We start from the raw sequence: 23,695 nt of genomic DNA on the forward strand, positions 1-23,695 counted from the left end.
GGCTTTTTATTTGAAGCAAAAACTTTAAAGGAGTTATCTTTAAACGAAATCGCGAAGCATATAAATAAAAGTGACCCTACAGAATAATAGTAAACTCCCCTTGATGCTCAATTGCCACGTTATAGCGCAGAATATGTTTAATAATTAGTTGTCGAGTACACTGTGTTCAAGTACGCCTTTATCAATTAGTTGGCTGATTATCGCGCGTGCTTTTTCACGACACGCATCACGTAATAGTCTAACTGCAGGAGTAATTGATTGACGACTTGGGCAAATGAGCCAGAGTTCGCCACAGGTATGTTGATAGCCCGGCATCAGGGTAACGACTCGATCATTTAGTAGGTCATCGGCTATATCTAATGATGATTTTACGGCAAGCCCTTTGCCGGCAACACACCAACGCCGTACTAAGTCACCATCATTAGAGGCGCGCTTGCCCTGCATTTTTACTTTATATTTGTTGTGCCCGTCGGTGAATTCCCACACATTATTGATAATATCTTGCAGTTGATAAAATAACCCTTGATGCTGGGCTAAATCATCTGGGTGCTGAGGATCACCATATTGCTGCACGTATTCTTTGGTGGCGCACAATAAGCGGGGCACGTTACAAATTTTAAATCCATAAACATTGGCATCATTTGGCGAGCCATAACGCAGTGCTATATCCACCGAATCTCGGTAAAAATCTACGTTACTGTCACTAATATGCGTGCGTAGACTCACCTTAGGGTAACTATCCATAATTTCATCAATCCAAGGGATCACTAAATTACGGCCAAGATCAGAAGATAATGCCACCCTTAGCTCGCCTTCAATCTCATCGTGTTCGCCTTTAAGGTTTTGCCGAGCTTGCTCAAGTATCGTTATTGCTTGCTCGCACTGTGGAATGTAGCGTTCACCTGCTGCTGAAAGCCTTAAATGCCGCGTAGTGCGCACAAATAGGTCAACTCCTAATATCGCTTCCACTCGTTTGATAGCGGCGCTGGCGGTTGCTGTACGCATATCAAGTTTTGCCGCCGCAAGGGTAATACTTTTAAATTCAGCGACTTTCAGTATGAGTTTTAAATCGTCAATCTGCATATTATCTAAATATATTTGATAATGATTCAATAATTATGCTGTTTATCAAAAGTAATGCAAGCGCTATCATCTGCTTCATTCAACGGCTTTGATTAAATAAAGCTATTCGCTACAGGAACCTATTATGACACACCCGATTATTACTGACTTAGAAGCGCGTTACACAACCAAGAAATATGATGCAACTAAACGCGTATCGGCAGATGATTTAGCTGTTATCTATCAAGCTATGCGTTTATCTCCATCATCAATTAACTCACAGCCGTGGAAATTCATTGTTATTGAGTCTGAGCAAGCAAAGCAACGTATGCATGATACTTTTGCTAACAAGTTTCAATTTAATCAACCTCATATTAAAACTGCCTCACACATTATTTTATTTGCATACAACCCAAAATACAGCCGCGAAGATTATGCAAAAGTGATTGATGCAGATATAGCAAACGGCCGTACGCCAGCAGAAAATCGCGAGCAAGCGTTTGGCGCATACGCATTCGTTGACTTAAATACCGATGAATCTGGTAACAATGGCACCTGGAGCAAAGCACAAACCTACCTTGCACTTGGTAATACTATGCACGCCGTTGCGCGTTTAGGTATTGATTCAACCCCAATGGAAGGCGTTGATAGCGAGCTAATTGGTGAGCTTTTTGCCGATGAGTTAGGTGGTTATATTTGTGAAGTAGCACTTGTCATCGGTTATCACGAAACACAAACCGACTATAACGCAAAACTGCCAAAATCACGGTTAAGCCAAGAGCAAATCATTAAAGTGATTTAAATAATATTGTTGGTTTAAATTGGCTCACAAAATTTAACTATCTGTATAAAGAAAAAAGCGAACAAGTAGCAACTTGTTCGCTTTTAATTTTGCTGTTCAGTGCTCTTTTGTTATTAGAAAAGATCAACGTTTAACCATAAATGCAGCATGATACTTGCGCCATAGCCAAGCGCAATAACTGGCGTCCACTTTAAATGGCCAAAGAAAGTATAATAACCGCGGGCTTGCCCCATTAATGCTACACCGGCAGCAGAGCCAATTGACAATAAACTACCGCCGACCCCCGCTGTTAAGGTGATTAATAACCATTGCCCGTGTGACATATCCGGTTGCATAGACAGCACTGCAAACATCACGGGGATGTTATCGATAACCGCTGAAATAACCCCTAAGAATATATTGGCCGTTGTCGCCGACCAACTGCCGTAAAGCATCTCAGACATTAAATTTAAATAACCTAAAAAGCCAAGGCCGCCTACACACATTACAATGCCGTAGAAGAATAATAAGGTATCCCACTCGGCACGCGACACTTTACTAAACACATCAAAAGGTACAACACTGCCAAGCTTAGCTAAACGGTCATTATCACCTAGTTGCTCCGCGTGCGCTCTTTTTCGAGCGAGTGATCCTGGTAAAGTCATTCTTAAAAAATAACCAAAAAACTGTAAATACCCCAACCCCATCATCATGCCAAGCACAGGCGGTAAATGTAAAAAACTATGACTCGCTACTGCCGTGCCTATAGTCAGTAAAAACAACACTAAAATTCTGATTGCACCGCGTTTAAGCTCTACATCTTCGTATTGGGCCGTGGGTTGCTTATCAGCTACGTAAAAACTCATAATGGTCGCAGGGACGAGATAATTAACTAGCGAGGGTAAAAATAAAACTAAAAACTCATTAAAGTGGACTAAACCAGCCTGCCAAACCATTAAGGTGGTAATATCGCCAAACGGGCTAAATGCTCCACCGGCATTGGCAGCAATAACAATATTTATACAACTAAGATTAATAAACGGTTTATCACCTTCTGCTACCTTCATTACTACAGCACACATTAACAGTGCGGTTGTTAAGTTATCTGCAATCGGGGATATAAAGAACGCTAAGAAGCCTGTGATCCAAAATAAATTTTTATAATTAAAGCCTTTGCGGATCATCCAAGAACGCAGCGCATCAAAGACTCTGCGCTCTTCTAATGCATTGATATAGGTCATTGCCACTAATAAAAACAACATAAGTTCGGCAAATTCGAGCAAGTTATGTCTAAATGCCGCTTCGGTAATGTCTGGCACATCATTGTTTACATAATACGCGCCAATTAAAATCCAAATTAATCCGGCCGCAACCAATACCGGTTTTGATTTTCGTAAATGCAGTTTCTCTTCAAGCATAACGACCGCATACGCTAAAACAAATATCGCAATGCAGACTAGGCCCACTGTTGAAGTAGTTAAATTTAACTGCCCATCAGCTGCCCACGTTGGGGAGCAAAATAATAAAAGTACTAGACTAAATAGATTAAAGCCTGGTAGTAAGTTTTTCACACGGTACGTCCTGTTTTAATTTTAAATTTTGTATTTTTGATAGCTGGCAGTCCAGTAGTCAGCATGAGTTTTTATTTTTAGTTTCACTGTTAACAAAGTGCTATCAAAAAGTTGACGTAAAGTACCATAATAACCGCCATACGCTATTATACAGAAGTCTAAATTTTCATTGTTTTGCGTTATAGCAATGATAATAACGGTGAATACAAACGGCTGGATTTTTATTGTACTTTTAACAACATTAATTAACTTGTATGCTGTAACTTACTGATAAATTGATATCAAGCCGAGTGACTGAATACAGTTACAACCATTAAAACAAAATATAAGGTTACTTATGCGATTAGGACCAGGCCTACTTGTGACTGCTGCCTTTATTGGCCCAGGGACTATAACCACCGCCAGTATAGCGGGTGCCAACTTTGGCTTTGCGCTGCTCTGGACATTACTATTTTCAGTGATAGCGACCATATTATTGCAATCAATGGCTGCCCGCCTTGGGGTAGTTACTGGTCAAGATCTTGCCCAAGCGCTACGCACACATATACAACACCCATTATTTAAACCCCTCGCCGCCTTTTTAGTGATCAGTGCCATTGGTGTTGGCAGTGCCGCTTATGAAGCTGGCAACCTAAGTGGCGCCACAATGGGGTTAATCGAAATATTCCCTCAAGTACAAACACAAGTTTGGACGCCATTAATCGCTATTTTCAGCGCTCTTTTACTTTATAGCGGCAAACATAAAGTGGTAGAAACCGCACTGATCTTTTTAGTGCTTTTGATGAGTTTAGTGTTTATCTCCACCTTGGTTATGGCTGCTCCGCCTGTGACTCAAGTACTTGCAGGCTTTATACCCAGTATACCTGAAGGCTCTGCGACTACGGTATTAGCCTTAGTGGGTACCACCATTGTGCCTTACAACTTATTTTTACACTCAGGTATACTCGCCGCAAAACACGACAAAAAAATTGATCAACGTAAGCTCATCAAACACACTAATTTAGATACCGGTATATCAATCACGCTGGGTGGGGTTATAACGCTTGCAATTTTATCCACCGCATCGGTCGCTTTTTACGGCACTGAGGTCGGAAAAGTCAGCGCAGCAAATATGGCGATGCAGCTAGAGCCATTACTAGGCAATGCCGCACATTACTTTTTTGCGATTGGCTTATTTGCCGCGGGGCTAACCAGTGCTATCACTGCGCCACTTGCTGGTGCATACGCCGTATGTGGCATGCTTGGCTGGTCTAATGACATGAACAATAGCCGTTTCAAACTAGTCGCCATTGTTATTTTAGTATTTGGTGCTGCAGTTGCCTCACTTGGCTTAGACCCTGTTGCCGTGATCATCTTTGCCCAAGCCGCCAATGGCATATTACTGCCGATTGTGACCACTTACCTTGTATGGCTAGTCAATCAAAAGTCTGTAATGGGCAACTACACCAACTCAATTATTGTTAATCTGTTGATCTTGCCTGTGCTATTACTCATTTTCGGCCTAAGTAGCTATAAATTAATTAGCTTGATTTTTTAGCTTGCCTCTTAAAACCCAAAGCCGCTGCTTATTACCAACAGCGGCTTTTTGATTGATAGTCGCCAAAGAAAAATATACCGCGGCGAGTTTTATTCATATTAAAATTAGCAGCGGTCATCTTTACTAATATAGTTTTTAGCTAACATAGCGAAAACATACCCACCTACTGCACCAGCAATCAGTTGTGTATAGAACCCCCATCCTCTGGCACCTGCTATAATCGTGATATTCATAATTGACTCAATGGCTACTAAAGCAATTGCAAACGCCGTTACTCCAGCTATAACAAATAGTTGAATGCCATATTTAGGGTGTTTTCTATACAGCAGTCCTGTAACTAAAAATGCGAGCGCAAGTGCAACGGCAATTATTGCGCCATAGGTAGGTAATAACCCAAGCCAATCATCAAGCGTTAAATTAACACGATCACTAAAGCTTATCTCTATACCCACATTAACTAATTGATTGACAACATATTGACTATGAAACAAGCTAGCAAGTGTGAATGTAAGTAACCAGGAAGCTAAAAATGAAGGCAACAAACGTGTTAAAAATGGCATGGTTATCTCAACTTAAAATGAAACGTATTATCCACATTAGCAAAGGCTTAAGCTGTAAACAATCTATCTGTTGTATTACGCTTATTTGGTCTTTTGCGTTTTCAGTACACGCAGGCTCAACATTACCCATAAAACAATACAACATAGCTCCCCTTGCTACTGAGCTTAATTCTCCTTGGAGTATGATTGAATTACCTAATGGCACCTGGTTAATCACCGAGCGTGACGGCCATGTAGTAATAATAAAAAACAACCAGCTATCAAGAGTTAAACTGCCCCTTGAAGGATTATATGTTGCCGGCCAAGGCGGTCTACTCGATATCGTGTTATCTCCTGACTACAGTGAATCCCATGAAGTTATTTTTACCTACGCACAAGGCGAGTTAGCCGCAAACCGACTCGTAATTGCTAAAGCGACCTTTAATGGCACTGATTTTTCTCAGCCTAAAATTATTTATCAAGTGGCAACAAATAAAGACACACCACAACATTATGCTGGCCGCGCCCTAGTATTGCCCGATAACACCTTATTATTTTCAAGTGGTGATGGCTTTGATTATCGAGAGCAAGCGCAAGTTATCACCAGCCAACTAGGTAAAGTATTACGCATTAATTTAGATGGCAGTGTGCCCCGCGATAACCCATTTAGTGATCACGAAAATCGTGCTGCTCAGGCTGTTTTTTCACTCGGTCACCGCAACACCCAAGGCCTAGTGTATAATTACGACACACAGCAAATAATCAGCCACGAGCATGGCCCAGCTGGCGGCGACGAGCTAAATTACTTAACCGCTGGCACTAATTACGGCTGGCCGGTAATAACCTACGGTAACGATTATTCTCAAGCCCGCATTTCGCCCTTTAGGGAATATGCCGGTATGAAAAAGCCCACCATAGATTGGACCCCTTCTATCGCCCCATCAGGCATGGCGTATTATGGCTCTGAGCAATCTGCCTTTCCTGTACTGCAAAAGCATGTGCTACTCACCACTTTAGTCGACAAAAAAATCTACAGCGTTAATTTAGCTAACGGTGAATTTACCCAGACTCATATATTCCCTGAGGTTACTGGACGTTTGCGGGATGTATTTGTTACTGCCAAGGGCAATATCGCAGTGTTAACCGATGGCAAAGAAGCTAAGTTACTGCTAATAACGCCAAATAAATAACTTAACGTTCAAATGCATATCTGCTTTAGTGTTTATTTTTAAATAGCCAGTCTAACTTTAGACAATGCAGCAGTACCGCTTTAGGATAGTGATGGCTTAACAGATTACTATTTGGAGATGTTTTTGTTCTTCGTTCGGAACAACTGTAACGTAAAACTCAAGGTGCTTGTTACATGGTTACCATGCCTTGTTTTTGCTTTTTCAAAAGAAAGGTCTAAGCATAAAGCCCCCTGTTTTAAAGAGGCAATATTAGAAAGACACCCACTCTAATTTATCTATTTAACTGGTGCTACAAAATTAAATTTATAAACTAGATCTACACGCTTATCACTTTGCAAAACTTACTTAGGTTGCAAAATAAGTAAATTTCGTTGTAATACTTAAATGACAGCCATGAAAATGCCTGCGTTATGCTGTAAAAGTACTTTTTTGGGTGACTAGACTTTATCCGAATAACTTTTCACAGTTACTCATGTTTGTTCGCCGTTTTCGGTTGAGGTTCTCACAATAGCTTTCGTGTGATGATGCCCTGCCAACAGCACCATGAAATACACGTGTAAATTGAGTGGTTAGTTTTAACCAATTTTCTGGGGATATATTTAGCCTTTCGAGTAGAGGAAGGCACGAATTATCTGTATGTCCGCGTTTATCATCTCGTATTATTCGTCCCGTTAATTCAACAAGCTCAAGGTACGATTTAAGCTCAAATGGCAAGCCTTTTGGCATTATTTGACGCGACATACCAGCAAAGCGAAGTAACTGTTTAGGTTGCTTACCTTCTGTTGCGCTTGTTAAACGCTTTTGAACACTGGTATGGTACGATTCTTCCGGGCTATTAGCCATTTTAGCTCTAATAGGGTTTAAGTCTACATACGCCATACATGCTGCAAGTGCAGCTTCATCTAGGAGTGCTTGTGATTTAAAGCGCCCTTCCCAGAATCTGCCTGTGCAGTTATCTTCTTTATTTGCTTTGCGCGCTATATCTTCATTTAGCAACCGCATAAACCAGCTAATACTTGATAAGCGTTCGCGATATTGCTTGACCGTTTGATTAAAAAAGATGAGTTCTGCTTTACTTAGCTTTTCACCTTGTACGTATTTCTGCGTTAGCAAGGTGCCTTTACACAGTTTATGCCAGCGAATAACAATCGCTTTGTCATTCAACCTGTTTACTTTTTTATCATCAACATAGAGTACTAAATGGGTGTGGTTACTCATTACGGCATAAGCACACACATCAATACAAAATACCTTGGCTAACTCTAACAGTTTATCTTCAACCCAACCTCTACGATGCTCGTATGATTGTCCTGTAAAGTGGTCTTCGCCACATAAAAATGCACGCCGAACGCAACGTGAAATACAGTGATAGTATTTTGTATCTGCCAAACTTACTTGACGTTTTCTTGCAGTAGCCATATTTCACCCGGTTTGATTTTCATACTAATTAAACGTTAGTAAAAAATTGGCAAAATATAAACTTTATGATGGGTGTCTTTTTTGTTTCTTAGTAAAAAATTGGCAAAATATAAACTTTATGATGGGTGTCTTTTTTGTTTCTTTTTGTTCTTTATGATGGGTGTCTTTTTTGTTTCTTTTTTGTTTCTAAACTTTATGATGGGTGTCTTTTTTGTTTCGTTGTCTTTTTTGTTTCGTTGACCCGTCGAGTGAAAGTATTGTCACCCAACTGAATCAACACACGATACCTTTACCATTAACGATGGCAGACCCTAACCCTGTATTTTTAAACGGTGAGTTTTATATTTATTATTTAATTGATATCGCATTCCATGATTGGTATCTAACCCGCACCACAGATTTAATTAATGGTACATTCCCACAACGTGTTCTAGAAGCGACAGGAGATGCACAAACACAAGACCAATGGACGGGATCAGGTAGTGTTATTAAAGATAAAGACAATGTAGCTCATTTATTTTATTCAGGACACAACCTCGATTTTTCTCCTGTCGAAGCTGTTATGCATGCAAAAGCAACAGATAACACGCTAACTAAATGGGAAAAACAAGTTAATAACACATTCAGTGGTACAGGATCATATAGCGACTTTGACTTTCGTGATCCTGATGTTTTTATAACGAACAAAGCAACAACTATTGGATGTTATTAACTAGTCGATATAACGCAGATGCAGCTATTGCTCTTTATACTTCGAGCGATCTCAAAACTTGGGAAGCGCAAGAGCCGATTTATACCGCAGACAAACCACTTAACTTTGAGGTTCCTGATTGGGTGAGCTTCAATAACGGACAAGCAATAATTTATTCTGACCAAAATAATAATGAGCGCGATGTAAAATATTTAGTAAAGAATGAAGACATATGGGTACCTGGTCGATACCCTTCACTAGATGGAGAATTTTACTACGCAGGAAGAACTGCAAGCTCCCCTACTCAAACCCTGATGTTTGGTTGGGTCGCTCATAAAAATACCCGCTCAAATATAGGCAGTGCTGATTTTGGCGGTGACTTAGCAATTCATCAAGTATCAATGACAGAATCGGGAGAACTAGCGGTATCAATTCCTGAGCAATACTTAAGCGCATTAGCAACACCAATAGATGAAAATGCACAAACCCAATCAGCACAAACCAATAATAATAATTCACTATTGGTTTCACCAGGTAATCAAGTATTACTAGGTAGTAACAATAAAATCAACCGTCTTCACTTTAGTATTTCGAGTGAAGATACCGACAACCGATTTGGTCTGATATTTCCCGCTTATGAAGAGAGTAAACAAACAGCTCGTATAGAAATAAACACAGCCACAGAAACAGCCACTTTTTACTTCGGCGATTCACTCACTCAATCAAGCTCTAACATCACCCTCACACCTGAACTAGAAGGCAAACCTCTATTCAATCGAGAGGAAGACCTGACTCAGCATATAGCTGGTTTTGAATTTTTCTGCGGCGGTTATAACACCCTCCAAGCCCACGGTTTTACTAATCTAACTGGAGACTTATCTAAACTAGATGGAGGTTGGTGGGGGGCCGATGTAAACAACAACGTTGGCGAACGAGTTTTCTCCAGCTTTGCAGATGGCTATGATGAAGATGGAACTGCATTAGGGTGGATAGGTTACTCCGCAACAGGAAAAATGGATAGCCCGTCATTTGTGATCTCACAGCAATATATTAATTTCAAGATAGGTGGGGGTTCAAATCAGTTTGACCACCCTAAAGCAACTGCAGTTGTGCTTATAGTGGACGGTAAAGTTGTACGTAGTCAATCTGGTAAAAATACACAACCCGATGAGAATAATAAACTAACAATGCAATGGGCAACCTGGGATGTTGAAGAGTTCATTGGAAAAACAGCCTTTATACAGTTTATTGATCTTCATAATGACGATGGCTCAGACAACAGCTTAGCTTACCTTCTAGCTGATGAATTCAGGGCAGCAGCATTACCTGCGGTACTGGGTGAGCAACCTGAACCTACTTCAGAAAGTCGAATCGACTCACAAGTTATTGTTCCTATCAATTTACAACAAGGGGTAACCGTGGATCTTCTTTTACAACCAGAAAGTGGCTATGGTACCGCATATATCAATGATTTTAGAGCACTAACCTTTAGGCTTTATTACTTAGATAAACGCCAAGTAGGCATCTATAGTAAACAAGGTACACTCAATATAAGTGAAATGTCACGCTTCGCTGAGGCAACAAAACCTTAATAAACTACCTTAGAGGTTTGCAACTAGAGCCTCTGAAGTTTAGTTACTATATTGTAATGCCATGAAAAATTTTGCTTTGCTGATTTGCGGCCCATATCAGTAAGGCACTAACCATGTAACGATCGACTAGTTTTGGCCAACATTGAAATACATTGGTACCCGTCATAATTATTTTTTGAAAACAATAAACACATTTTGTATGGGAGATGAACCGCCCATTGCATTTTCCCCTTACTCATCTTTTTTGATTCTTTTCGTGGGGATTCATCAGGCTTTTATCTATAAATTCGCTCATAACTCAATACTACGCCGCAAGCGGCGAAGTATTTAACAAAGGCAAGAAAGAAATAGATTTAGTCGGTTTACTAAGTGATATTGAACCGCTTGATAGGGATAACTCCGATAGAGCTGTATCGTAAAATTTAATATTCCAGCTAAGAATAAATAAGGCTTTTTATCCGTGTAGTGACGTGTAATGTTTTTTTGATAATTATTGGACTATATTTCGTTTGTAAGGGATAACAAGCAGCACCAAGGAAGGGAAGCACTCACTAAATAGCCCGTTCCCCTATGGTTCTACTTTTTGTAACTCTTGTAACTCTTTACACAACGCATACTTTGTAAATATACACACTATGTGGATGATTAGATCTTGCTATGCAATAAATCTTTAATTTGCTAAAGATATTCATAAAAATTAATCCAGTATTGATAGCAATAAGAGCTATTTAATGATGAGAACTAAGTTTAATGAATATATACATACAGCAATGAAGATGTGTTTAGGGGTTATTTACTAGGAAGATATTTGTTTAAAAAAAGGAAATAGTTATACCTGAAGTAATCAGAAGACTAGAATTAAATTGATGCTAAGAGAGAACAGATTAAAATATATATGTGGCAAACTGTAAATATTAAGGTTTATTTATCCATATAAATTTAAATAAATGAACAATTATATTATTAGGTCAAAAATTAAATTTGGGAGAATTTAATATGAATAGAATCAGATTGTTTACTCGTTGTATTGTCGTTTTCTTATTAGTAGTAAATATAAATATGGCTCAAAGTAGCGAAAGTGCTAATTGTAGCAGTACAATTTATCGTTTTATTGAAGGTCAGGATTCACAACCTACTGTAATGGCGCCTGAGGAAAAAACGAAAGAATTAAATGATGTCTTTGCCAAATCAATACTTTGTTCTGGGCTTCCTGCAGCTTCGCTAAAACAGATCACCACTCACTTAGATAATCCTTCTCATGACTTTGTAAAAAAACAGTATGTGGTGGCTGAAGGTGGGCAAATCCCAGTAAGTACAGCAATTCCATCTTCTGCTTCCCTAAGAAATATGCGCTATACAGTAAGTTGGGCGGACGTCCATGGTACCCCTATGGTATTTGGTAGTTCTTCACCCCCTAGTGATAATACCAGTAATTTTCTGCAGGTTATTGCCTTTGATGAATCAAAACAACGTTTCAACTTTTATGAACGATTTGACTATCCTCGTACAGATTATTTTTGGGCGGGAGATTCAAGCTGGGCAAGGAAGAAAAAAACTATAGGTGTAGGTTGCTTTGATTGCCATCATAACGGTGTACCTATCATGAAAGAACTGAAGATCCCGTGGAATAATTGGAGCTCAGAGCGCGCCAATATCACCAACTCTATCGTTTCACTAAAAATTCAAAACGATCCGCCATTTAAAAATAGAATTGGTGCACAAGAACTTGAACCAACAATAAAAGGAGCATCCAGTAAATATTATCCAAATTTTATTCGTTCTCACATCAATGACAATTTCACACAGATCACCAATGTTTCAGAGCTTTTACGTTTTGTAATAGTAACCACTACTGTTAACTTGGAATCTACCAATCCATTACCAGGAAATGCCAACACTTTTGCGTTTCCTAAAGATTTTTGGATTGCAGATAGCATTTTAAGAGGTCCTCTAATAGGCCTTGATTACAATATTCCACAAGGGCTCATGTTTTCAGTGGATAATTACAAGAAATTTCTCAAAACAACTGATTCAAGACTAGTGCAGTGTAGTTTAAAGGGCGCAACTAAATCAGCATGTGTTGAGCCCCCCCAATTTACTGTTTTAGGATCAACTCACTTTGCCGGTTTTACACCAGTACTGGGTAACGAAGATGTTTTAATGTCAAATTTGTTGATTCGAGTTGGTATAGAAAGAAAGTTACTGAAACTGATTAGCCCCAAATTTATAACAGCAATTTTGATGGTAGATTTTCAAAACCCCATTTTTTCACAAAAACGTAATAGTTTGATCCAATACGCTAAGGCAGTTGGCACAGCAACTATTGCTAATAATAGCAGTAATATGGCCTCGTTAGTTGCAAGTAAAATCACCACAGCAAGTAGTCAGCAAGAAAAATGTAACGATATAACCTTGGATACATGCACTGCTGAGCAACAGTTTCTATTTGTTTGGGAGGATGCTAACTGGAAGGCAAATACCGAGAAAAGAATTAATGCCTATTTTCAAGCTATAGATAAGAACATCTCTTGTACAACTGAATCATGTACAGGTCAAGATGAGTACTTGAAACTTTTGGTTTCACAACATCGCCAAATGGCAGCGACGACTCCTTTGGGTAACCTTGTTGAGTTTAGTTTGTTATTCCCTTTTTCAAGTTTACCAATATCACCTTTTTTACGTATGAATGTAGTAGGTAAAGTAGTAGCAAGTGACTAGCTGTTAGTTTTTAAATTAAAATATTAAGGATGACTAAAATGAGTAAATTAGAGGTTTTTGATCTACCGGCAAATATCAGTGATCTACCATCGGGTCCGTTAGAAGATAAATTCAGAGAGCTTTGGTCAACAGCAGTAAATCAATGGACCAACCAGTCAATTAAAGGGGGTTCAAGGCCGCTGGATAATGACAGAGACTGGTATTACAACCCGCTCGATACGGATCTATCACAGGCAGGAGCACCTGCAGTAGTTCGTTGGACCGCATTTCCTAATAGGATCAATGTGCTGTTCCCAAATAGCAGTGAAACCCAAAGGCAAAGATATGCCGATGAGGGTCCACCAAATGTTAATGGGCAACCATATCAACCTGCAGGACCACGTGGATGGCAAGATGAGTATTGTGAATGGAGCGTTACCAGAGACAACAATGACAATATAAGCAAAGTTGATTTTACCTGTGAAAACCCGGAATATTTTTCATTGTTGTGGCGTGTTAGCCCAGATGCGGTGGTCGATATTTATAGAAAATTAACAGGAATGAATGTCACAAGGGCTAATCTGGAAGATTCAGCGGGTAACTATAATAAGAAAAATGAATTCAACAATAATACTACCAATGGTGCGGTTACCCTTATTTCTCCGCCCAACACACTACCAGCAGAAATTTACCTTGCTGCAGCCGCTACTATCACTCGCGAGTGTGAAGGTAAAATTGTTACCAATAAAAACCAGTTGATTCAATGTAGTCAATACGGAACTCCAGGACGAAATAGTGATCCAACAATTGGTAGTGCCGTAAATCGAATTATTCGTTCTGGCGGTTTAAAGGCTTCGCTAGCCAACCCCGTTGGTTTATATATTCAAACACCAGACTTCTCAAGTTTTCAATTACCACCCAATGCGCCTATAGGAAAAACAGCTGCTGATTATTGGCGGGTAGTTCGCGGTCACACAGGTGATAATTATGATCAAATTTTGCACGCAGTCTTTGAAGTTCCTGAATCGGAGGGCTTTACTGTCAGTGATATTACCATTGATGGCGTTCCGATTAGTTTTGGTTCGCAAATAACACAAAAATTTCAAATAGCATTAGCTGCATTAGCGGTGCCTACAGCCAATGAACCACAAAATCCTCGCCCATGTATTGGTGATTTAGATTGTAGTCAGGTTGGTGGCTCGTCAATAACGAATGATGATCTAGCTGAAATCGATAAATTGTTCAAAGAGCGTAACGGCTAGTATGCATCAACAAATAATCATTGTTTTGATGTAAATAATGATTACAAACGGGTGATAAAAAGTGCATCAATATTTAGGAAACAATATTTAAACAAATGTTGATGCACGAGTATACCGCTCGTTTACACGGAGTTATACGCTACATCAAGGAAAGGGGTACTACCTTAATCTCCCTCTAAAATGTTATCGGTAACTCTTTACGCAACTTGCACTTTGTAAAAATGACCAATTCGATGCTGAATTGAACCCTAAATGGGCACAACCCCTCATTGAATAAAATCATCACCCGAAGGTTCAAAAGTTAACTGACCTCCGGCAAAGCCGGAGGCTTCTGTGATTACGCCCTCAAAGGGCTAAAGAAAACGCCCAAGGCGTACTACACTTGAAACTTTAATTGATCTCGGTGTTCATCATCCTTTTCTTGGTTTCGAATATAATCTATAACCATATTTTCATCTAAACCAACTGTCGATACAAAATAACCTCGAGCCCAAAAGTTTTCCCCATTGAAATTTCGTTGTCGCCCTCGAAAGTTTTTTGCTATCGAAATTGCGCTTTTTCCTTTCAAATAACCGACAACATTAGAAACTGCAAGTTTTGGAGGTATACTCAGACACATATGAACGTGATCTTTCATTAAATGCCCTTCTTCGATTATTACCCCTTTTCTTTTAGCTAATTCATGAAACGTCTCACCTAAGTGCTTCCTAATCGATCCGTAAATCAACTTTTGTCTCTTTTTTGGGAATAAATACAATATGATATTTACAATCCCAACGAGTATGAGACAAACTCTTATAGTCTCGCATAGGTTATTTCCTCTTTACTTTTGGTCGAGCAAAGAAGATACCCCTACCGTTGTCACGGTCAAACCTATGCGAGTCACCCCAGCTGAGCTGGGGTTTATCAATGTTTAATTAGTAATTGCAGACTTTAATCGTATTAATTGGTTAAATTGGCGAGTTATAAATAATCAGCTGTATTTTTATCGACAAGAAACAGGCATCTGGGCATATAATATCGATACACAGACTGAGCAATTGCTTATGTCAAAACCAGATAATTTTATTCACCAATATACAATATCGCCCGATCAACAACATATTTTTTGGGTTCGTTTACAGCCCGCTCAAGGTGATATTTATCAGTATGCGCTTTAAGCTGCTGATAGGTCCACGGCTTACCTTACCGTTTGCATAACCGAGTAAAATACACTTTAGCATCACCTAAAGTCGTTGGCTGGGATTTATCCTGAATAACTTTTAAGCTAGCTAGAGCTTAACCTACAAAAAAGCCGCTGTTCATTACAAACAGCGGCCTCTTCCTAGAGCTTACAGTTTAAAACTTAAAGCTCTACAACTTATTTAATTACTTCAAGGCCGTTCATATACGGGCGTAGCACTTCTGGTACGACCACTGAACCATCGGCTTGTTGGTAGTTTTCTAGAATAGCGACTAGGGTACGACCAACGGCTAAACCTGAGCCATTGAGTGTATGCAGTAACTCTGGCTTTTTCTCACCGGCGCGACGAAAACGTGCTTGCATACGACGTGCTTGGAAATCAACCATGTTTGAACATGATGAAATTTCACGGTAAGTATCTTGCGCTGGTAACCATACTTCTAAATCGTAGGTTTTTGCTGAGCCAAAGCCCATGTCGCCCATACATAAAATTACTTTACGGTATGGTAGCTCTAGCGCTTGTAAGATTTGCTCGGCGTGACCGGTTAGCTCTTCAAGTGCTTGCATTGAATCTTCTGGTTTTACTAGTTGCACTAATTCAACTTTATCAAATTGGTGCTGACGGATAAGACCACGGGTATCACGGCCATAGCTACCTGCTTCACTTCTAAAACATGGCGTGTGCGCAGTTAAACGAATTGGTAAATCTTTTTCGTCGTAGATTTCGTCACGGGCGCTGTTAGTAAGCGGTACTTCAGCGGTAGGAATTAAGCTAAAACCTTCTTGCTCTTCGCCGTCATCGTTTACTAAACCTTTAGTGTGAAATAAGTCTTCGGCAAACTTAGGTAACTGGCCTGTGCCATATAGGCTGTCGCGGTTTACTAAATACGGCACGTACATTTCTGTATAACCGTTTTTATCCGTGTGCGTGTCTAGCATAAACTGTACTAGAGCACGGTGCATGCGAGCCATTGCGCCGCGCATTACCGTAAAGCGTGAACCGGTAATTTTAACGCCCATTTCAAAATCAAGGCCGTTTAAATCTTGCCCTAAGTCAACGTGATCTTTGACTGCAAAATCATACTTTTTAGGCTCGCCCCAAGTTGAAATCTCAACGTTGTCAGATTCGTCAGCGCCCGCTGGTACTGATCCATCCGGTAAATTTGGGATAGCTAAAGAAATTTGCTTAAGCTCTTCTAAAATGGCGTCTTGTTCGGCTTTTACGCTATCCAGTTGCGCGCCTAAGTTGCTTATAGCATCTAACAACGGTTGTGCGTCTTCGCCTTTTGCTTTTGCTTGGCCAATCGCTTTGGAGCTGCTGTTACGCTCACTTTGTAATTCTTGTGTTTTTACTTGTAAAGTTTTGCGTTTTTCTTCAAGTGCGCTTACAGTCGCAGTATCTAGCTCATAGCCACGTGCTGCTAAGCGTGCCGCTGTTTGCTCGAGATCTTGACGTAATAATTTAGAATCTAACATGTTAGTTTTTAACCTTTTTGCATTACCAGCTGAAGGCCCAGCCAAGCCATAAAAATACACACCGCCACATTTAAGACGATATTGAGGGCCATTTTAAAAAAGTGACCTTGTTGTAATAACAACAACGAATCCATTGAAAATGTCGAAAAGGTGGTCAAAGCACCTAAAAAGCCAATTCCTATCAGGGTTTTAGCGGGGCTTGCGGTGATAATTTCGCGCTCTATCAAACCGTATAATATGCCCATCAACAATGAACCAAGAATATTAACTGCCAACGTGCCAAAAGGGAATCCCCTGCCCAATAGTTTTAACATGGTTTCGCTAATAAAAAACCGTAAACAGGCACCTGAGGCACCTCCTGCGGCAATCATGAGGTATATCTTAAGGCTTGTCATAGCGTTTTATGTCACTGTGTTGATCGCGCTCTTTGAGGTAGTCGAGCTTTTGTTTAATTTTTTGCTCTAAACCACGCTCCGTTGGAAAGTAATATTGTTTATCAGCTATTTGCTCCGGGAAATAGTTTTCACCGGCGGCAAAGGCGCCTTCTTCATTATGGGCATAGCGATACTGCGCACCATAGCCTAAGTCTTTCATCAAATTTGTTGGGGCATTGCGTAAATGCTCTGGCACCGGATAGCTCGGCTCGTTTTGCGCATCCAGCTTGGCTTGATTAAATGCAGCATATACAGCATTACTTTTCGGTGCGCTAGCTAAATACAGGGTTGCTTGAGCAATCGCCCGTTCACCTTCACTTGGCCCTACTCGCTGAAATATATCCCATGCATTAAGGGCCACTTCCATCGCCCGCGGATCGGCATTACCAATGTCTTCGGTGGCAATGGCAAGTAATCGCCTTGCAACATACAGCGGGTCGCCACCGCCTGCGAGAATTCTGCAATACCAATACAAGGCGCCATCCGGTGAACTACCCCGCACTGATTTATGAAAGGCAGATATTAAATCGTAAAATTCATCGCCGCCTTTATCATACTTGGCTAAATGCGTTGGCAATACTTGGCTGAGTACGTGTTCATCAACTAAATATTGACCGTTTTGCTCAACGGTTAAATCAATCGCTTGCTCAAGTAGATTAAGTACTTTGCGGGCATCACCATCACTTGCTTGGCACAGTGCTTGTTTAGCATTTTGTGCAAGCACAATCGTTTTATTTTTTAGCTCATCGTCGCCCGCAAGGGCACGTTCAATAACATTGTGAAGATCGGCTTCTTGCAGCGATTTTAATACATACACTCGTGCTCGCGATAAAATCGCATTATTAAGGGCAAACGAGGGATTTTCGGTAGTCGCACCAACAAAAATAAAAGTACCATCTTCAATATGTGGTAAAAACGCATCTTGCTGGGATTTATTAAAGCGGTGCACTTCATCCACAAATAATAAGGTACGCTGTGCGCGACCTTCAAGGTTATTGCGTGCTTCACTCACCGCATCACGAATGTCTTTGATACCTGCGGTTACCGCCGACATTTGAATAAGCGCCGCATCGGCATGGTTGGCAATAATTTGCGCTAAAGTGGTTTTACCAACGCCCGGCGGTCCCCACAAAATAAGACTGTGGCAACGCCCAGCTAAAATAGCTTGATAGAGTGGCTTATCTTGGCTTAATAGATGTTGCTGGCCAATATAGTCATCTAAACTGGTTGGTCGCATGCGCGCCGCAAGTGGGCGCACATCCGGGCCAAAATTAAAGCCTAAATTACTCACTGTAATTATTCACCTTGGCTTTGGTCGTCTATTTCAACACCTTCAGGAATATTAAATTCAAAGGTTGAATGAGCTAAACTTTCATTTACTTTGGCATCGCTAAAGGTAAAGGTTGATGATTGCCCAGAGCTGTCTTTTACCAATAGCTGCGCTAAACCGGTTTGGTCTTTCGCAAATACAATGTCTAATTGCTCCACTTGGCTTTCTACGCCTTTATTAGGTGTCACACTAAAGCCTGCATCGGTGGCTGTTACTTGATACTTTTGCCACTGCGCAGGATCTTTAGAAGTGAGTAATACAAACGGTGTTGAGTCAATCAAACTGTGAGTATTCATAATCGTTACTTGTTCTGCAAAGCTGTCAAAGTAATAGGTTTTATCGCCATTTGAAACAAATAAGGTATCGTCAGGGCTGGCTTGTTGCCAACGGATCATCATTGGCTGTTGTAAAGCAATATTACCCTTACCTTGCATAATTGACTGACCTTGGTCGTCATTCACTTGCTGTTCGAATTGCGCTTGAAAGCTTTTTAATCCAGCAAGCTTAGCTTGTAATGCTTGGCTGTCATCTGCATACACTGAGGCTGATAACAAGCAGCTGATCGCCAAGGCTAAATAGTTAATTTTTTTCATTTAATTTGCTCCACCATTGGGCACTAATACATCACGGGCACCGTTATGACCTGGTGCGCTCACAATACCCGACGTTTCCATCTGCTCCACTAAACGTGCTGCACGGTTATAACCAACACGCAGCTTACGCTGAACACTTGAAACCGACACTTTGCCTGTTTCTATTACAAATGAGACGGCTTCATCATACAAGGGATCGGATTCTTCATCCGCATTCTCACTGGCTTCGCCTGGTAGTAAAATATCTTCCGTGGCGTCACCGTTTAAAATTTCATCTATGTAATTTGGTTTAGCGCGGGCTTTCCAATCGTTCACCACCGCATGCACTTCATGGTCATCAACAAACGCGCCATGTACACGTACAGGCACACTAGTTCCCGGCGGTAAATAAAGCATATCACCCATACCTAACAGGTTTTCTGCACCTTGTTGATCTAAGATGGTACGCGAGTCAATTTTACTTGATACCTGAAACGCCATTCGCGTTGGGATATTCGCTTTAATTAAACCAGTAATAACATCCACTGATGGGCGCTGTGTTGCTAGTATTAAATGAATACCTGCCGCTCGGGCTTTTTGCGCAATACGGGCAATGAGCTCTTCAACTTTTTTACCAACAATCATCATCATGTCGGCAAATTCGTCAATCACCACCACGATGCTCGGTAACTTACCTAACTCGTCTGGTCCCTCTTTCATACCATCAGTATCTTTAAATAATGGATCGAGAATTGGGTAACCCGCTTCTTTAGCATCCAATACCTTTTGGTTGTAACCTTTTAAGTTACGCACACCTAACGCCGACATTAACTTATAACGGCGTTCCATCTCACCTACACACCAACGCAGCGCATTGGCAGCTTCTTTCATATCGGTGACCACTTCACACAGTAAATGTGGGATACCTTCGTAAACAGAAAGCTCCAACATTTTCGGGTCAATCATGATCATACGTACATCATCAGGGCCTGATTTGTACAGTAAGCTTAATATCATCACATTAACGCCCACTGACTTACCAGAGCCTGTGGTACCTGCAACTAATAGATGCGGCATTTTACCCAAATCAGCACAGATTGGCTCACCGGCAATGTCTTTACCCAATACCATAGTTAATGGCGAAGGATTTTGCTCAAATTTTGGTGCGTCGATCACTTCTGATAACCGCACTATTTCACGGTGTTTATTAGGTAATTCAATCCCTACATAAGTTTTACCCGGAATAACTTCAACAACACGGACACTCACCGCTGATAACGAGCGGGCTAAATCTTTTGCCAGACCGGTAATTTTAGATACTTTAATACCCGGCGCTAAATCAAGCTCAAAACGTGTTACAACAGGCCCAGGATAAACCGCAACAACCGTAGCTTGCACGTTAAAATCAAGTAGTTTAGTTTCAACTAAACGTGACACGGCTTCTAGCTCTTCCGGCGAAATTGGGTTTTTTGCTTTGTCTGGCCTATCCAGTAAATCAAGTGTTGGCAAAGGTGTGCTCGGCGGCTTTTCTTCTAATAACTGCTCGAACTGCTCTTTTGCCGTAGGTGGCGGCTGATAGGTACTCTTAGGCTTCGGCATAGGTCGCGCAGGAGAAACCACTGTGGTTATCGGTTTTTCAGGCTCAGCAACATGGCTTTGATCAAGTGCATTTAAGGCCGCCGCTGTATCCATTGGTTCATCATCAATGGCACTAAAATTAATTTCTTGATCCAGAATGTCATCCAAATCATCAAATGCCGGATGCGAGTCTTGATGATCTGTTGTCGTTCCTGTGCTTGCTTCAGTAAAGCGAATCGACGGGGTCTGCTTCGTGGCTTTTGCTTCATCAATGGGAGCTTGTTCAACTGTAACTGGCGTATTTGCTGCGCGTTCACGTTGTAACCATGCTTGTAGATGATACGCGATAAAATGATAACCACGCATGATCCAGTCGCCAATAAAGTCGACAAACTGTACCCAAGATACACCCGTCAACAGGGTTAAGCCGGCAAAAAAGAAACACAATAATAAAATAGACGTGCCAGTAAAATTAAAGGCCGGCATCATAGCTGAGGCTATTACATCACCTACTACCCCACCGGATGAAAAATTATAAATATCATCAAAATTAATACTACTAATGGCCGTTGCCGAGGTTATAAATAATGCAAAACCAATTACGCGAAGCGACAAGGTTGTATAGTCAAGTTGAAAAATCTTATGCGGTTGCTTAAATAATAAATAACCAAAGATTTGGATTGCAGCCGGCACTAAATAAGCCAACCAACCAAAAGTAAGTAATAAAATATCGGCAATCCACGCGCCAGCCGCCCCAGTTATGTTTCTTACACTCTCATAACCTGTTTGCGACCAACTAGGATCAGCGGGATCAAAGCTTATCAATGCACACAAAATAAATATGGCGGCAAAGGTGCTGATTATCAAACCGGTTTCTAATAGTCTTTGTACACCGTTTAGGCGCATAACTCGCTATTCCTCATTTTCTTTGTACTTCTTTGTACTCATCTCTTAGCAATGGAATACCTTAGCAGGAAATACTTTTTGTTGCACTTTATCTTAACAATGCTGGCCTGATTATGAACGAGTTTTTATCATTCAAGCAATGTAAGGGCGAATAATCACCCCTTGCTCACCTTTTACTTCTTCCATTACTACATAGGTACGGCTTTCACTGACATTTGGCAGCTTTAATAATATGTCACCTAATACGCCACGATACTCAGACATATCGTTTACCCGAGTTTTGAGTAGAAAGTCAAAATTACCAGACACTAAGTGACACTCAATAATTTCATCGTGCTTTTTAACCGCGGCGCTAAACTCATCAAATACATCTGGCGATGTTTTAGTGATCGTCACTTCTACATACACAGAGAGACCTTGACCGAGTTTAGCTGGGTCAACCACCGCTTTATAACCAACAATATAGCCTTCGCGTTCAAGCTTTTTAACGCGCTCTAAACAGGGGGTCGCACTGAGCCCTACTCGTCGGGCCAGTTCGACATTTGAAACACGTCCATCGTGTTGTAATTCTATCAAAATCTTACGGTCAATACGGTCTAATAACTCATGCATAGGGTCAACTAGTTTTTTACACTGTTTAAATTGTATTTGTAGATTATATCACTATAATATCAATTAAAAAAGGTGAGACACACTGGCTTGTCATGAATATAATAGTGAAAAATTTTATCCCGTTCTAACAAGGCAATATTATGATTATCGGTGTACCTAAAGAAATAAAAAACCATGAATACCGTGTAGGTATGGTCCCTGCGAGTGTTCGTGAGTTAGTAAACCACGGCCACCAAGTTTTTGTTGAAACTGATGCAGGTATGGGCATTGGTTTTACTAATGACGACTATATTCAAGCCGGCGCTGAAGTGTTAGCAAGCGCAGCTGACGTTTTCGCAACCGCAGAGATGATCGTAAAAGTAAAAGAGCCGCAAGCTGTTGAGCGTGCAATGCTTCGTGAAGATCAAATTCTGTTCACTTACTTACACCTTGCACCCGATCTTCCACAAACTGAAGACCTAGTAAAAAGTGGCGCAGTATGTATTGCCTATGAAACAGTAACTGATTCACGTGGTGGTTTGCCATTACTTGCGCCTATGAGTGAAGTTGCTGGCCGTATGTCTATTCAAGCTGGTGCACAAGCGCTTGAAAAATCAAATCATGGTCGTGGCATGTTATTAGGTGGCGTACCAGGTGTTGAGCCAGCTAAAGTAGTTGTGATCGGTGGTGGTATGGTTGGTCGCAGTGCAGCACAAATGGCGGTAGGCCTAGGTGCTGATGTTGTGGTACTTGATCGTAACATTGACGTACTTCGCGCACTTGACGCTCAGTTTGGCAATAAAGTTAAAGCAATTTACTCAACAGCTGATGCCCTTGAAAAGCATGTACTTGAAGCTGATCTTGTCATTGGTGGCGTACTTATTCCAGGTGCTGCTGCACCTAAGCTAGTAACTGCTGAACACATCAAAGCAATGAAGCCTGGTTCTGCTATTGTTGACGTAGCAATCGACCAAGGTGGTTGTATCGCAACCTCTAAAGCAACTACACACGCTGATCCTACTTTCATCGTTGATGACGTAGTTCACTACTGTGTTGCTAATATGCCAGGTGCTGTACCACGTACATCTACGTTTGCACTTAACAATGCAACATTGCCTTTCATCATTAACCTTGCTAACAAAGGTTATAAGAAAGCATTACTTGATGACGCTAACTTCCTTAAAGGTCTTAACGTGATCAAAGGCCAAGTAACGTATAAAGAAGTTGCTGAAGCATTCAACATGCCATACGTAGATCCACGTACTGCTGTTGAAAATGCATAAT

Annotated in this window: 16 protein-coding genes and 2 pseudogenes; 7 read left to right on the forward strand and 11 right to left on the reverse strand. The window is 40.7% G+C overall.

The features are described 5' to 3' along the window. Positions 1-144 precede the first annotated feature (144 nt). The gene (locus tag ACMVDV_RS05885; protein ID WP_416159057.1) at positions 145-1,083 is read right to left on the reverse strand and encodes a LysR family transcriptional regulator; all 939 of its coding nucleotides are present in this window, start codon (positions 1,081-1,083) and stop codon (positions 145-147) included. 124 nt (positions 1,084-1,207) lie between these two features. Between ACMVDV_RS05885 and ACMVDV_RS05890 the strand changes: the two genes are divergently transcribed. Further along, on the forward strand, positions 1,208-1,864 hold the full coding sequence (locus ACMVDV_RS05890) for a nitroreductase family protein (RefSeq protein ID WP_416157519.1): 657 nt from the start codon (positions 1,208-1,210) through the stop codon (positions 1,862-1,864). A 113-nt stretch (positions 1,865-1,977) separates the two neighbouring features. Here the strand turns inward: ACMVDV_RS05890 and nhaD are convergent, their stop codons facing one another. Further along, on the reverse strand, positions 1,978-3,414 hold the full coding sequence (nhaD, locus tag ACMVDV_RS05895; protein ID WP_416157520.1) for a sodium:proton antiporter NhaD: 1,437 nt from the start codon (positions 3,412-3,414) through the stop codon (positions 1,978-1,980). A 337-nt stretch (positions 3,415-3,751) separates the two neighbouring features. Here nhaD and ACMVDV_RS05900 point away from each other — a divergent pair, with 337 nt between their 5' ends. Beyond that, positions 3,752-4,951 (forward strand): Nramp family divalent metal transporter, encoded by a 1,200-nt coding sequence (locus ACMVDV_RS05900; protein ID WP_416157521.1) that lies wholly within the window; start codon positions 3,752-3,754, stop codon positions 4,949-4,951. Positions 4,952-5,055: 104 nt separating this feature from the next. Here ACMVDV_RS05900 and ACMVDV_RS05905 read toward each other — a convergent pair whose 3' ends face one another. Further along, positions 5,056-5,511, reverse strand: coding sequence for a hypothetical protein (locus ACMVDV_RS05905; RefSeq protein ID WP_416157522.1), 456 nt, complete (start codon positions 5,509-5,511; stop codon positions 5,056-5,058). On the opposite strand from ACMVDV_RS05905, the gene ACMVDV_RS05910 reads away from it, so the two are divergent. Continuing rightward, on the forward strand, positions 5,496-6,680 hold the full coding sequence (locus ACMVDV_RS05910) for a PQQ-dependent sugar dehydrogenase (protein ID WP_416159058.1): 1,185 nt from the start codon (positions 5,496-5,498) through the stop codon (positions 6,678-6,680). The genes ACMVDV_RS05905 and ACMVDV_RS05910 overlap by 16 nt on opposite strands. Before the next feature lie 444 nt (positions 6,681-7,124). On the opposite strand, the gene ACMVDV_RS05915 is transcribed toward ACMVDV_RS05910, so the two are convergent. Then, positions 7,125-8,099 (reverse strand): transposase, encoded by a 975-nt coding sequence (locus ACMVDV_RS05915; protein ID WP_304185854.1) that lies wholly within the window; start codon positions 8,097-8,099, stop codon positions 7,125-7,127. A gap of 301 nt (positions 8,100-8,400) precedes the next feature. Here ACMVDV_RS05915 and ACMVDV_RS05920 point away from each other — a divergent pair. The 3 genes and pseudogenes from ACMVDV_RS05920 (at position 8,401) to ACMVDV_RS05930 (ending at position 14,341) form a co-directional block, all read left to right on the forward strand. Beyond that, a pseudogene (locus ACMVDV_RS05920) lies at positions 8,401-10,382 on the forward strand (hypothetical protein). Between the two features lie 996 nt (positions 10,383-11,378). Next, on the forward strand, positions 11,379-13,100 hold the full coding sequence (locus tag ACMVDV_RS05925) for a hypothetical protein (protein ID WP_416157523.1): 1,722 nt from the start codon (positions 11,379-11,381) through the stop codon (positions 13,098-13,100). A gap of 38 nt (positions 13,101-13,138) precedes the next feature. Next, complete coding sequence (locus ACMVDV_RS05930; RefSeq protein WP_304185856.1) at positions 13,139-14,341, forward strand: hypothetical protein; 1,203 nt, start codon at positions 13,139-13,141, stop codon at positions 14,339-14,341. 376 nt (positions 14,342-14,717) lie between these two features. On the opposite strand, the pseudogene tnpA reads toward ACMVDV_RS05930, so the two are convergent. From tnpA to lrp, 7 genes and pseudogenes are all read right to left on the reverse strand, one after another. After that, positions 14,718-15,150, reverse strand: a pseudogene (gene tnpA, locus ACMVDV_RS05935) (IS200/IS605 family transposase). 551 nt (positions 15,151-15,701) lie between these two features. Next, positions 15,702-17,000: a serine--tRNA ligase gene (gene serS, locus ACMVDV_RS05940; protein ID WP_416157524.1), complete on the reverse strand. Its 1,299-nt coding sequence runs from the start codon at positions 16,998-17,000 to the stop codon at positions 15,702-15,704. A gap of 8 nt (positions 17,001-17,008) precedes the next feature. Further along, positions 17,009-17,371 (reverse strand): fluoride efflux transporter CrcB, encoded by a 363-nt coding sequence (gene crcB, locus ACMVDV_RS05945; RefSeq protein ID WP_416157525.1) that lies wholly within the window; start codon positions 17,369-17,371, stop codon positions 17,009-17,011. A gap of 10 nt (positions 17,372-17,381) precedes the next feature. Next, on the reverse strand, positions 17,382-18,725 hold the full coding sequence (locus ACMVDV_RS05950; RefSeq protein ID WP_416157526.1) for a replication-associated recombination protein A: 1,344 nt from the start codon (positions 18,723-18,725) through the stop codon (positions 17,382-17,384). A gap of 5 nt (positions 18,726-18,730) precedes the next feature. Further along, a complete protein-coding gene (lolA, locus tag ACMVDV_RS05955) occupies positions 18,731-19,357 on the reverse strand; it encodes an outer membrane lipoprotein chaperone LolA (RefSeq protein WP_416157527.1) in 627 nt (208 codons plus the stop codon). After that, positions 19,358-21,820, reverse strand: a complete 2,463-nt coding sequence (locus tag ACMVDV_RS05960) for a DNA translocase FtsK 4TM domain-containing protein (protein ID WP_416157528.1) — start codon at positions 21,818-21,820, stop codon at positions 19,358-19,360. Positions 21,821-21,952: 132 nt separating this feature from the next. Then, positions 21,953-22,432: a leucine-responsive transcriptional regulator Lrp gene (gene lrp, locus ACMVDV_RS05965; protein WP_304179101.1), complete on the reverse strand. Its 480-nt coding sequence runs from the start codon at positions 22,430-22,432 to the stop codon at positions 21,953-21,955. A 140-nt stretch (positions 22,433-22,572) separates the two neighbouring features. On the opposite strand from lrp, the gene ald reads away from it, so the two are divergent. Continuing rightward, positions 22,573-23,694 (forward strand): alanine dehydrogenase, encoded by a 1,122-nt coding sequence (ald, locus tag ACMVDV_RS05970; protein ID WP_416157529.1) that lies wholly within the window; start codon positions 22,573-22,575, stop codon positions 23,692-23,694. Position 23,695 lies beyond the last annotated feature (1 nt).

Origin of the sequence: Pseudoalteromonas sp. ASV78 (genome assembly GCF_047806705.1) — a bacterium.
GTDB classification, from domain to species: domain Bacteria; phylum Pseudomonadota; class Gammaproteobacteria; order Enterobacterales; family Alteromonadaceae; genus Pseudoalteromonas; species Pseudoalteromonas prydzensis_A.